Consider the following 11,867-nt stretch of genomic DNA (forward strand, 5'->3'; position numbering starts at 1 on the left):
GCGCCGCATCTCCGTGACTCGGGACTGCCTGCCGTGACGAGCGCCGATCCCCCCATGCTCCAGACCGGCGAACGCCTGTGCCTCCCAATGCTGCAAGAGGTGCTGGATCTGGCGTTGCTGGCCGCCGGCGACCTGTGGCCGACCCAGGCGATGGCCCTCGGGCGACTCTTCGAGCGTGGCGCGGCGTTCCTGCACGGCGGCAGCCAGTTTCCCCAGGTGACCGGGCGCGCGCCCCAGGAGATCCTCGACGCGCTCAACGCAACCCGTGAAGACCTGTTCCTGGTGGAGGCGCTCTACCTGCTGACGCGGCACGTCGCCTACACGCTGACGCGGGAGGGCGCAGCCCGCGAAGCAACCTGGGTGCGGCTGGCCGACCGGCACCTGGAGATCCGCGCCGAGATCGTGGAGCGGCGGCGCGAGGAAGAGGGTCTCAAGCGGCGGCTGCAGGCGCTCGGCGGCGAGGTCACAGCGCTGCCCGAACACGAAGACCTGCCGCCTGCGCCAGCCGGCCGCGCCCGCAAGAGCGAGGGCATGTTCACCGGCCTGTTCGAGGGCGCGGCACTGGTCGAGCCAGAGCTGGACGTGGACGGTCCGACGCTGGAGATGGCCGACCGGGCGGCTGAGTCGCACGGGTGGGACGGCGAGTGGGGCGAGCACGCCCGGCTGCTGGTGCTGACCTACGGCATGTCGCTGTCCCTGCGCGAGCGCGAGGCCGACGCGCTCAACCCCGACGACGGCGAGGCGCTGGACGCGGCGCAGAAGATCGCGCGGGCGCGGCTGGCGGGCCTCGAGGGGCGGTACGCAACGTTGCGCCGCCGCCTGTTCGAGCTGCGCCACAACAACCGAATCCTCGGCTGGCGGATCACCGCGCTGGAGGTCGAGGCCCAGGGGATGCGGAGTCGGCTCGACCAGTTCCTGCTGGACCGCGACCGGCTGGAGAGCGCCATCGCGGAACGGGAGGCTGCAGGCATCAAGCCGCGCTCCGAGAGCGACCCGGCGGGCGACGGCGTGTCAGGCGGCTGGCTCGGGAAGCTGGGGAGGCTGTTCGGGATCGGCGGCTCGTAGACGACCGCGATGCCAGAACGCCAGCGGTCCGGCGTGATGGGTCGGCTGCTCTCAGCCCGACCGACGGAGCAAACGCGGGAGCGCCGGCGCTACGTGCGCTCCGGCTTCTCGCCGCCGCCGCCGCCACGCCCGAGATCGCCAAGGTCGAGTGTCTCGATGAACTCGCGGAAGACGCCGAGCTTCGACTCGTCTATCGTCTCAGGGGGGGCGGACTTGCCCTCGGCCTGCGCCGCCTCTTCGGCTTCGGACTCGCTCTCGAAGACCATGCCGGCCTGATCGAGCACGGCGTCCTCGACGAAGATCGGCACTTTCGCCCGGATGGCCAGCGCAATCGCGTCGCTCGGGCGCGAGTCCACCTCGACGTGGCGGCCGTCGGCGTCCACGATCAGCTTGGCGTAGAACGTCTCGTCGGCCAGCTCGTTGATGACGACCTGGGTGACCTTCCCGCCGAGCGCCGAGATCACCGAGCCGAGCAGATCGTGCGTGAGCGGCCGGGAGACCGGGACGTTCTGCATCGGGATCGCGATGGCGTCCGCTTCGAAGTGGCCGATCCAGATCGGCAGGTACCGCTGCGCGGTCTTCTCCTTGAGCATGACCACGCGCTTGTAGTTTGTCATGTTCACGCGGATGCTCTCGACGAAGACCTCGATCACGGTGCTCTCCTTGGGACGCCTGAGGCCGCGCGTGGTGCGCCTGAACGCTCCCTCACGGTCAAGGCGACGCGAAAGGTATTGTACACCTGCCCGGAGGCAGGTGGGAACGCGTGACCGAGGCACGTCTGCGCTGTCGTCTGGCGGCGCGCCGTGCCGAGCGGCCGTCAGTACGGTGGCTCGATCCCCGTATCGCGGGTCCGACGCTTCGACGCGACCACCGGCTCGGGGGCGGGCGCCGTCTCGACCGGCGCGCTGCTGGTCGTGGTGACCACCAACGGGGCTTCGGCTGGCTCCACGGCGACGGGAGCGGGAACCGGCTGAATGGCCCCGACAACCTCTTCGGCCGGCGGCGGCTCGTAGGGGGCGGCCTCGGCGGCAACCGGGGCCGGCGCCTGCGCCGTCTTGCGCTCCTCGATCTCCAGGCTCAGCGTGCGGCTGAACTCGGACGAGAGCTCCGAGGTGGTCCGGCGGAAGTCGCGCACCATGCGCCCGACCTGACCGGCGATCTCCGGCAGCTTCCCCGGCCCGAACACGATCAGTGCCAGGACCAGGATCATCATCAGCTCCATCGGCCCCATGCCGAGGAAGTTCATGATTGGCCTCCATTCGCGGGCTGACGGTCTCCGCGCCGGAACCCTGGGCCCGGCCGGAGTATACCTCAGATCGTTCGGCCGGGCGCTTCTTCTACCAGGTGGACACCATCGATTTCGGGAGCGGCCTGCTCGATCCTGGTCAGCCCGCCGCCGGCCACCCGGAACAGCGTGGACTGGGCCAGGAACGCGGAGGGAAAATCGGTCAGATCGGTGGTGCTGATAATGGTCTGGCCGGCCCGGCCCGCCTGCCCGAGCACGTAGCCCCGCCGAGTCGGGTCCAGCTCCGAGAGGATGTCGTCCAGCAGGAGGATCGGGCGCTCTTCGGTGCGCGCCCGCATGAACAGGGCTTCGGCCAGCTTCAGGGCCAGCACGCCGAGCCGCTGCTGCCCCCGCGAGCCGTAGTCGTGCAGATCGACGCCGTCCACCATGAAGGCGAAGTCGTCGCGATGCGGCCCGATCAGCGAGACGCCAGCCTCGATCTCGCGTGGCAGTAGCTCCCGAAGCTTCGCGGCGTACCGGTCTGTCAGCGCCCCCGGATCCGCCGCCGCGTCGGGCGTGTCGAGGCAGGTCGACCGGTAGGCCAGGGCGAGATCGTGCTGGCTGCCGCCGAGCTCGCGGTAGAGCCGAGCGATGTCCGGGTTGATGGCGGAGACGGTCTCCAGCCGCTGCTCGACGATGTACGCGCCAAGCCGCACGACCTCTTCGTTCCAGAAGTCCAGCTGCTCGGGGCGCTGGCGGCGCTCGCGGACCTGCCGCAGCAGGGTGTTCCGCTGGGCCAGCACGCGGTTGTAGCGCTGGAGCGCCCGCAGGTAGTGCCTGTTGACCTGGGACAGGGTGATGTCGAGGTAGCGACGGCGGCCGGCCGGCGCGCCAGCCACCAGCGCGACGTCGTCCGGGGTGAACAGCACGACGTTCACCTGCCCGATCAGCTCGACGGCGCGGGTGGGCAGGCCGTTCACCTTGACCTGCTTGGTCACCGGGCGAATCGACGGCACGGTCGCGTCTGACTCAGGCGCGGTCGAGGCGGCCCCGGCCACGTCGCTCTCGGCCTTGATGAGCATCTCGACGTGCAGCTCGCCATCGTCGCGGTGGATGCGGGCTTCCAGCCGGGCGAACGGGATGAAGTCGCGGCGGGCCTCCCAGTGGACCAGCTCGCGGTCGTTGCTGGTGCGCGGCGAGCGCGTGGTCGCCAGCAGGTAGATCGATTCGAGGACGTTGCTCTTGCCCTGGCCGTTGTCCCCGAGGAGCACGGTGATCGGATCGCCGGGCGTCAGGGCCAGGCGGACGTAGTTGCGAAAGTTGACGAGCATCAGCTCGCGGAGGAGCACGCCGATCCCCGATCCGATCCGAAGTGTGGCTGGCGTCCCTCCGACTCGATGCGCCGGGGCCGCTCGCGACGGGCCGGAGGCGGCGAGTCCACGACGTACTGCACGGAACTGCGGCCCGCTCTCCTCGTCAATTGTACTGGGAGGCTCGAAACGCGCGGCGCGGCGAGCGGAGGGAAGGCCCGGCCGTGTTGCCCGCCGAGCGGGCGGATGGGCGCTCGAACAGGCAGTGGCAAGCGGTCCGCGAGCGCTTGTGATACGCCTGTGAGTCGCAGATCGACTCAGCGGCGCGGCGCGTCCGGAGAATAACGTAACGCTGGTATACTCGGCGCGTAGATCAGACGGAGTCTCTCGTGAACCCCGCACCCGCACGCGCCCCAGGCAGCCCGGAGAGACCTCTGATGCGAGTCACGCACCATCTGGCTGTGCTCGGACTGCTCGGCGTCATGACCCTGAGCGGTGTCGGCGCACGCTGGGATGATCGGACAACCACGGTCGTGCATGCGGCCCCCTCGCCCGTGCCGGTGATCGGCGCGCCGTCGTCGAGCATGGTCGGCTCGATGACGGCAGGGGGCGGCGGGACGGTCCCGGCCGCCGCCATCTCGGCCAGCCCGACGCCGAGCGTCTCGGTGGCGGTCAGCGTCCCACAGCTGCCGGCCCAGCCGGAGCGACAGTGGGTTCAGAACTTCCGCGAAGCCGAGCTGTTCGACGGTCCGGGGCCCAGCGCCGCCAGCCTCGGGAACGTCTCCCAGTTCACGACGCTGGAAGTGGTGGAGCAGGTCGAGAACGGCCGCTCGAAGCTGTTCGACCCCGGGCGCGGCGAGGGACGCCTGCCGGGCTTCGTCTGGGCCAGCCTGACGGACTTCGGGCCGTCTGGCCCGCCGAAGTACCTGTATGAGCTGGCGAAGGGCGGCGAGGTTGACGCCGCCAGCGGCCGGCGCGCACCTGAGCGAATCCACACCGGCTGGCCTATCAACCCGACCGCCGAGGCCGCGATCATCGTGGATGGCGACTCTGGCGCGGTGCTCTACGCCAAGAGCGGCCACACGCGCCTCGCCCAGGCCAGCACCACCAAGATCATGACGGCGATTGTGGCCATCGAGAACGGCCGCCTTGACGACCGCGTCATCGTCGACGTGGACAGCGCGCAACTGTATCTGACCACCGAGAGCACCGTGATGGGGCTGATGCCCGGCCAGACGGTGACCCTGGAGACGCTGCTCTACGGGCTGATGCTGGCGAGCGGCAACGACGCGGCCATCGCCATCTCGAAGCACATCGCCGGCTCCGAGGCGAAGTTCGTCGAGATGATGAACGCCAAGGCGAAGGCGCTCGGGTTGCGGGACACGCAGTTCAAGAACCCGCATGGCCTCGACGCGACCGGCCACTATTCGTCAGCCTATGACCTGGCCCAGCTTGCGCGGTACGGCATGCAGAACCCGACCTTCTACAGCCTGTCGAACACGCGCCACTGGAACGCCGACGGCTTCGACATCTGGAACCTGAACAAGCTGCTGCCGGTCTACCCTGGCGCGGACGGCGTCAAGCCGGGCTTCACCGACGATGCCGGCCGGTGTCTCGTCGGGTCAGCCGTCAAGGATGGGCGACGGGTGATCGTGACGGTCCTCCGCAGCGATGACACGACGGCTGACAGCAAGGCGCTGCTGGACTACGCCTTCGACAACTTCCGCTGGCCGAGCTGAGGAAGAGGCCTGCACCGCCCCCCGCCCCCGCACGCAGGAGCGGGGGGCGGGCCGCCTAGTCCTCCTGCGGGGCTGCCGTCTCCGGAGTCTCGCCGGGCTTCAGCCGCCACGGCTTCGAGCGGCAACCTGGGCGGTCGTACTTGTGGAACTCGCCGCGCGCGTTGATCGCCAGGCGGATGCTCATCTCCGTGCCGACCGGCTCGATGTGGTGCCAGTGGTACTTCGGCGCGATGACGAAGTCGCCGGTCTTGGCGTGAATCGGGCCGTCGTTCCCCTCGATCCACCAGTCGATCTCGCCGGCCAGCACGATCCACCACTCGTCGTGGTCGTGGTAGTGGGTATCCGTCGGGTGGCCGGGCGGGTTGGCGATGAAGAACGCCTGCATGTCCTCAGACATCATCATCGTCTCGGACCAGGGTGGCTCGCCGTGCATCGCGATCAGCTCGCTGAGCCGCGCGTGGAACTTGCCGATATCCAGCAGGGGCAGTCGGGTGGCCATTCCCCTTCACCTCCGCGCCGTCGTGGCGCTGCACGGCCCGACGTCGGCGGGCCACGCCTGGGGGCGATTGTAGCCCGCGCCCACCATCTCAAGTGCGTGCGACGCACCGGGGCGCTGACGAGAGCCGTGTCACCGGTCTACACTAGACGCTACACCGTGTCAGCAGACCGCGCAGCGAGGCGCAGCCACCCGAACGGCATCGGGCCTGCCCGATCCAGACGCTGCCAGGACACCCTGACACGAGATGGAGAGGACGGCTTCCATGGCAGTAAGCACGATCCGGCGCCCCCAGTCTGACGACGACCAATCCGGCGCTGTCAAGCTCTCGACCATCGACACCGACATCCACCACGGCATTCGCGGCGCGAAGGATCTCATCCCCTACCTGAGCCGCACCGATGCCGACCGCTACGAGAGCTACGGTGTCGGCGGGGGCGGCAACCTGTACGCCTACAACGGCGGCGTGCGAGGGTACCGGGCGGACGTCGTGGATGGGCAGTCGCCGGGCGGCCTGGGGGCGGCGGCCACCAACATCGAGATGACCATCTCGGACCTGATGGACGGCTGCGCCGTCGATATCGGCCTGCTGACGGGCAGCTCGATGTACTCGGCGGCCTCGATCCCGGACGTGGATTACGCCAGCGCCCTCTGCCGCGCCTTCAACGATTTCACGATCGAGCACTGGCTCCAGCGCGACAGCCGCTTCCGCTTCGCCATGGCGATCTGCCCGCAGGACCCGGCCCAGGCCGCCGCCGAGATCGACCGCATCGGCAGCCATCCGCAGGTGATCTCGGTCATCCTGCCGTGCGGCGCGCCGCGCGCATTCGGGCAGCGCTTCTACCACCCGATCTTCGAGGCGTGCGAGCGCAACAACCTGACCGTCTCGCTGCACTTCGCCACCGAAGGCTCGGGGATCAACCCGCCCCCGACCTCGGCCGGCTACCCGACCTACTACGCCGAGTCGCGCCAGTCGCGGCCCGCCTTCTACCAGGTGCACCTCGCCAGCATGATCTTCGAGGGCTGGTTCGAGCGGTTCCCGACGCTGAAGGTCGCGATGCTCGAAGGCGGCTTCGCCTGGGTGCCGTCCTACGTCTGGAAGCTCGACCAGGACTGGAAGGCGCTCCGCTGGCAGACCCCCTGGGTGAAGCAGTTGCCGAGCGAGACCGTGTTCTCGCGGGTCCGCTTCGCCACCCAGCCGCTCGAAGAGCCGAACCCGCCCTCGGCCATCCACCCGATGATCGAGTGGATGCAGGGCCAGAATACCCTGATGTTCGCCAGCGACTACCCGCACTGGGACTGGGACGATCCGCGCGACACCCTGACCCAGCTCGACCCGGCCCTGCGACACCGCATCTTCGTGGAGAACGCGCTCGACTGCTACCCGAAGCTGCGGAACGGCCAGTAGGGATCACGGATGTCACGACACGTCGTCTGCCGGGTGGACGAGCTGCCACCCGGACAGCACCGCATCATCTCGGTGCGGGGCCGGACCATCGGGGTCTTCAACGTCAACGGCGAGTACCACGCCCTGCTGAACCGCTGCCCGCACCGGGCCGCGCCGCTCTGCCAGGGCGTGGTGACAGGCCTGATCACCAGCCCGGCCCAGTACCAGCGCGAGCTGACCCGTGACGGGGAGATCGTGCGGTGCCCGTGGCACGGCTGGGAGTTCGACATCACGGACGGGCGCTCGGTGTTCAACCCGCACCGGGTGCGGACTCGGACGTATGAGGTCTTCGTCGAGACGGCTCCACCGGGCGAGGACGAAGACCCCGACGCCGATGCGGCTGGCGCTCAGCTGGTCCAGGCGACCATCGGCCCCGACGACCCCGACCCGACGCTGGAGACCTACCCGGTCGAGGTGGAGCAGCAGTTTGTGGTGCTGTACCTCGGCCAGTCGAAGCCGGCGGCGCGGCCGGAGTAAGGCCCTCACCCCCGCCCCCTCTCCGGCGCGGATAAGGGGTGACGGTGGTATGCACCTCGCAAGGAGCACATCTGCATGGAGCACGGCACGACGGCGCTCGCGCCACGAGGCATGGATCTCGGGCAGCCCGTCATCGACACCGACATCCACTGCAACGTCCCGAACGTGCGCGCGCTCTTTCCGTACCTGAGCGAGCACTGGCGGGAGTACATCACCTACTCGGCGTTCAAGGGGCCGGTTGACACGGCCTATCCGCGCGGCGCAGCGACGTCCTCGCTGCCCGGAACCAGCGGCCCGGACGGCGAAGCGCCCGGCACCAGCCTCAAGCTCGTCCGCGAGCAGGTGCTGGACCCGTGGAACGTCGAGCTAGGCATCCTCAACTGCACGTACGCCGTCGAGAGCCTGCACAACCCCGATACTGCCGCCGCGATGGCCTCCGCCGTCAACGACTGGATGATCGCCGAGTGGCTGGCCGAGGAGCCGCGTCTGCGAGCTTCGATGGTGGCGCCCTCGCGGGTGCCGGAGATGGCCGCGCAAGAGATCGACCGGATCGGGAGCCATCCGGGCATCGTCCAGGTCTTCCTGCCGGTCGTCTCGGAAGCGCCGTACGGGCACCGCCGCTACTGGCCGATCTTCGAGGCGGCCCAGCGACACGACCTGACGGTCAGCCTCCAGTTTGGCGGCGCGCCCGGCAACCCGCCGACCGGTGCGGGCTGGCCGTCCTACTACCTGGAGGACTACGCCGGGATGGCGCAGGTCTTCCAGACGCAGATCCTGAATCTGGTGGTTGAAGGCGTCTTCGACCACTTCCCCAGGCTCCGCATCGCCATGATCGAGGGCGGCTGGACCTGGATACCCTCGCTGATGTGGCGCATCGACAAGGACTGGAAGGGCCTGCGCCGCGAGGTGCCCTGGAACACGATGCCGCCGTCCGACTACATCCGCGGCCGGATGCGCTTCTCGCTCCAGCCGCTCGACGCCGCGCCGGACCCGAAGCACATGCTCCAGTTGATCGAGCAGATCGGCTCAGACGACGTGCTGATGTTCTCGACGGACTACCCGCACTGGCACTTCGACAGGCCTGAGGAGGCCGTGCCAGCCGGCCTGCCTGCCGAGCTTCGGCGGAAGATCCTTTCCGAGAACGCGCGCAGCTTCTACCGTTTCGACAAGTAGCCGCGCGGCGCGTCGCCGCACGAGAGATTCAGGAGGCCCGCGATGGTTCTGGCAGCGGAGCGGACCGAGATCACCCGTTCGAAGCCACGCTACTCGGTCATCGACTGCGACATTCACCCGAACCTGATCAACGCTGCCGCGCTCGACAAGTACCTGTCGCCGCGCTGGGTCGAGTACCGCAAGACCATCGGCGGGCGCGGCCACGACGGCTCGTACTACCCGCGCGCCGTCCCGAACGCCGCCCGCACCGACTCGTGGCCGCCGAGCGGCAACCCGCCCAGCTCGGAGCTGCCGTTCCTCCAGCAGCAGCTGCTGGACGCCTACGACATGGACTTCGGCGTCCTGCAGCCACTGCTCGGCTCGGGCGGGCAGCGCAACCTGGAGTGGAGCGCGGCCCATGCCGCCGCCGTCAACGAATGGCAGATCGAGACCTGGCTCGATCCGGAGCCGCGCCTGCGCTCGGGCCTGGTGGTCCCCTACGAGGACGGCGACCTGACGGTCAAGGAGATCGAGCGGCGGGGTGACCATCCCGGCTTCGTCCAGTTGATGCTGGCGATCCGCACGAGCGAGCCGCTCGGCCGCCGCAAGTACTGGAAGATGTACGAGGCGGCCGAAGCGCGCGGCCTGCCCATCGGCATTCACTTCGGCGGGCAGGGCGGTTACCCGATCACCGGCGCTGGCTGGCCCTCGTATTACGTCGAGGACCACGCCGGGATGTCCACGGCGTTCCAATCTCAGGTCATCAGCTACATTGCCGAGGGCGTCTTCGAGCAGTTCCCGAACCTCAAGATCGTGCTGATCGAGGGCGGGTTCGCCTGGCTGCCGGTGCTCGGCTGGCGGCTCGACGCAGCCTGGAAGAAGCTCAAGGCCGAAGTACCGCACCTCAAGAAGGCCCCGTCCGAGTACCTTGCGGAGCACTTCTGGGTGACGACCCAGCCGATGGAGGAGCCGCCGCGGCCCGACCAGTTCCTGGAGATGCTGGACATGGCCCCATGGCTCCAGGACCGGCTGATGTTCGCCACAGACTACCCGCACTGGGACTTCGACGACCCGAACGAGGCGTTGCCGAAGATCAAGCTGCCGGCCGGCTTCGAGGCCCAGGTGATGGCCGAGAACGCCCGCGCGTTGTACAAGCTGCCGGTGCGCGCTGGCCGCTCGTAGTCGCCGCGCCTGACGCTCGCAGGAGCCCGGCCTCAGTTGTTGGGGGCCGGGCTCTTTCATGTTTGCGGGAAGCGAAGGAGAGCGTCAGGCTTTGCCGTTCCCATTTCGGGCTCATGCGCGCAGGATGCCGGTCCGCCCGTCAGGTGCGCGTGAGGCTTTTCTGAAATGGCTTTACAAGCGATTCCGAAAGCTGTACCATCGGCGCCGGAGATGAAGGGATCTTCATGATTCATCCAACCACCGGCGCCACCCATCTCAGCCGACGGAGTGCGACCATGGCGGACGCCACTGCCGACTGGACGATCGTTCTCGCCGACATGTCTCGTGCGTACAGCTCGGGGGACAACCCACTCGGGGAAGAGCTGCTGGTCTCAGCGCTCGACCTCGGTGCGCCGTGGGATCTCGCCACGTCCACGGCGGCGCAGGCCCTCAGCGAGCGTGCCGGCATCGTGCGGGCTGCAACGCAGCAGCCTGTCTCGGTAGCTGCACCCGCCTGACCGCCCGCCCGAGACGCCACAGCGGCCCGCCGGCAGCGACGCCAGCGGGCCGTTTGCATGTCGCTGTGGGACGTGCCTACGCGCCCGTCACCGAGGCTGGCCGCCGCGTCAGCAGCATCCGGCCGGCCAGGATCGCCACCGCGACCACCCCCGTCAGGATGGCGATGATCTGCGCTTCCTGCAACCCGAAGACGATGACCGTCTCCTGGCGCACGAAGGTCAGCACGAAGCGGATCACGCCGTAGCCAAGCGTGGTGACCAGGAACTGCGTCCCGGGCCGTGCGGTCTGGCCGCGCAGCAGCCAGAGCAGGGCCAGCAGCACGGCCACCGCGCCGATCTCGTAGAGCGGATACGGGTGGGTCGGCACGCCAAGCAGATCGGACGGGATCAGCGCATGCGGGTGCCAGTAGACCACCCCGCAGGCGCAGCCGGTCGGCGCGCCCCAGGCGTCGCCGTTGAGCAGGCAGCCGATGCGGCCCACGGCCTGCCCGACGAGCATGCCCGGCGCAGCAGCGTCCAGGGACGACCAGACCGGCAGTCCCATCTGCCGCGCCGCGATGGCCCCGGCCACGACGCCGCCGACAAAGCCGCCGTACACCGCGATGCCGCCTTGCCAGACGGCCGGGATCTCCAGCGGATTCTGCAGGTAGTACGGCAGATGATCCAGGACGTGGAAGAGGCGCGCGCCGATGACCGCGCCCAGGACGACCCAGCCTAAGCCGGAGATGATGGCGTCCGAATCGACGCCGAGCTGTCGGGCTCGCCAGAGGCCGACCCAGACCCCGGCCAGCAGGGCCAGCATGCTGAAGATGCCGTGCCAGCCGAGCTGAAAGGGGCCAACCTGCGCGATGATCGGGTCAAGCGTGATTTCGAGAGGGGGCATACACGTCCGTCTGCGGCTACAGCCCCCGCCCGTTCACCAGCGGCGCCAGCACGAGCGCCTGCTCGATGGTCTGGCGCATCAGCTCCCAGGATGGGACGCCTTCGATCTTCTTCCCGTTGACGATCAGCGTCGGGGTCTTGACGACGCCGCGCTGCTCGGCAAGCTGATTTTCGGCCTTGACACGGGCCAGGGCCAGGTCATTGTCCACGCACGCGTTGAATGATGCCGTGTCCAGCCCAAGCTCTGCACCGAATCGCACGAGACTGGCAGGGCGATTGCATGTTGATGTCGTCGTGCCGCCGCGTCGGGGCTTGAAAGCCCCGCCTACCATCCTGCAGTCGCTGCGCGACGCTCCAGTCGCACCAGTGCCGGCCGTTCCCGACGGCCGTCGCGC

General features: G+C 68.9%; 13 protein-coding genes. 7 read left to right on the top strand and 6 right to left on the bottom strand.

Annotated elements, in window-relative coordinates:
- Window positions 1–54: 54 nt before the first annotated feature.
- Window positions 55–1,065, top strand: coding sequence for a hypothetical protein (locus IT306_14085; GenBank protein MCC7369553.1), 1,011 nt, complete (start codon window positions 55–57; stop codon window positions 1,063–1,065).
- A gap of 89 nt (window positions 1,066–1,154) precedes the next feature.
- On the opposite strand, the gene IT306_14090 is transcribed toward IT306_14085, so the two are convergent.
- The 3 genes from IT306_14090 to IT306_14100 all read right to left on the bottom strand — a co-directional run bounded on the left by IT306_14090 (window position 1,155) and on the right by IT306_14100 (window position 3,639).
- Complete coding sequence (locus IT306_14090) at window positions 1,155–1,718, bottom strand: bifunctional nuclease family protein (protein MCC7369554.1); 564 nt, start codon at window positions 1,716–1,718, stop codon at window positions 1,155–1,157.
- Window positions 1,719–1,882: 164 nt separating this feature from the next.
- Window positions 1,883–2,311, bottom strand: a complete 429-nt coding sequence (locus IT306_14095) for a twin-arginine translocase TatA/TatE family subunit (GenBank protein ID MCC7369555.1) — start codon at window positions 2,309–2,311, stop codon at window positions 1,883–1,885.
- Window positions 2,312–2,376: 65 nt separating this feature from the next.
- The gene (locus IT306_14100; GenBank protein ID MCC7369556.1) at window positions 2,377–3,639 is read right to left on the bottom strand and encodes a DNA replication/repair protein RecF; all 1,263 of its coding nucleotides are present in this window, start codon (window positions 3,637–3,639) and stop codon (window positions 2,377–2,379) included.
- A 398-nt stretch (window positions 3,640–4,037) separates the two neighbouring features.
- Here IT306_14100 and IT306_14105 point away from each other — a divergent pair, with 398 nt between their 5' ends.
- Window positions 4,038–5,339, top strand: a complete 1,302-nt coding sequence (locus tag IT306_14105) for a D-alanyl-D-alanine carboxypeptidase (GenBank protein ID MCC7369557.1) — start codon at window positions 4,038–4,040, stop codon at window positions 5,337–5,339.
- 55 nt (window positions 5,340–5,394) lie between these two features.
- Here the strand turns inward: IT306_14105 and IT306_14110 are convergent, their stop codons facing one another.
- Complete coding sequence (locus tag IT306_14110) at window positions 5,395–5,838, bottom strand: cupin domain-containing protein (protein ID MCC7369558.1); 444 nt, start codon at window positions 5,836–5,838, stop codon at window positions 5,395–5,397.
- A 262-nt stretch (window positions 5,839–6,100) separates the two neighbouring features.
- Here IT306_14110 and IT306_14115 point away from each other — a divergent pair, with 262 nt between their 5' ends.
- The 5 genes from IT306_14115 to IT306_14135 all read left to right on the top strand — a co-directional run bounded on the left by IT306_14115 (window position 6,101) and on the right by IT306_14135 (window position 10,590).
- On the top strand, window positions 6,101–7,243 hold the full coding sequence (locus IT306_14115; protein MCC7369559.1) for an amidohydrolase: 1,143 nt from the start codon (window positions 6,101–6,103) through the stop codon (window positions 7,241–7,243).
- Window positions 7,244–7,252: 9 nt separating this feature from the next.
- The gene (locus IT306_14120) at window positions 7,253–7,759 is read left to right on the top strand and encodes a Rieske (2Fe-2S) protein (protein MCC7369560.1); all 507 of its coding nucleotides are present in this window, start codon (window positions 7,253–7,255) and stop codon (window positions 7,757–7,759) included.
- Between the two features lie 75 nt (window positions 7,760–7,834).
- Window positions 7,835–8,932 carry an amidohydrolase gene (locus IT306_14125; protein ID MCC7369561.1) on the top strand — a complete coding sequence of 366 codons (1,098 nt, stop codon included), beginning with the start codon at window positions 7,835–7,837 and terminating at the stop codon, window positions 8,930–8,932.
- A gap of 42 nt (window positions 8,933–8,974) precedes the next feature.
- Complete coding sequence (locus IT306_14130; protein ID MCC7369562.1) at window positions 8,975–10,093, top strand: amidohydrolase; 1,119 nt, start codon at window positions 8,975–8,977, stop codon at window positions 10,091–10,093.
- Between the two features lie 275 nt (window positions 10,094–10,368).
- Window positions 10,369–10,590, top strand: a complete 222-nt coding sequence (locus IT306_14135; GenBank protein ID MCC7369563.1) for a hypothetical protein — start codon at window positions 10,369–10,371, stop codon at window positions 10,588–10,590.
- A gap of 76 nt (window positions 10,591–10,666) precedes the next feature.
- Here IT306_14135 and lgt read toward each other — a convergent pair whose 3' ends face one another.
- Window positions 10,667–11,473: a prolipoprotein diacylglyceryl transferase gene (lgt, locus tag IT306_14140; GenBank protein ID MCC7369564.1), complete on the bottom strand. Its 807-nt coding sequence runs from the start codon at window positions 11,471–11,473 to the stop codon at window positions 10,667–10,669.
- 16 nt (window positions 11,474–11,489) lie between these two features.
- Window positions 11,490–11,732 (bottom strand): thioredoxin domain-containing protein, encoded by a 243-nt coding sequence (locus IT306_14145; GenBank protein MCC7369565.1) that lies wholly within the window; start codon window positions 11,730–11,732, stop codon window positions 11,490–11,492.
- Window positions 11,733–11,867 lie beyond the last annotated feature (135 nt).

Source organism: Chloroflexota bacterium, assembly GCA_020850535.1.
In the GTDB taxonomy this organism is placed as follows: Bacteria; Chloroflexota; UBA6077; order UBA6077; family JACCZL01; genus JADZEM01.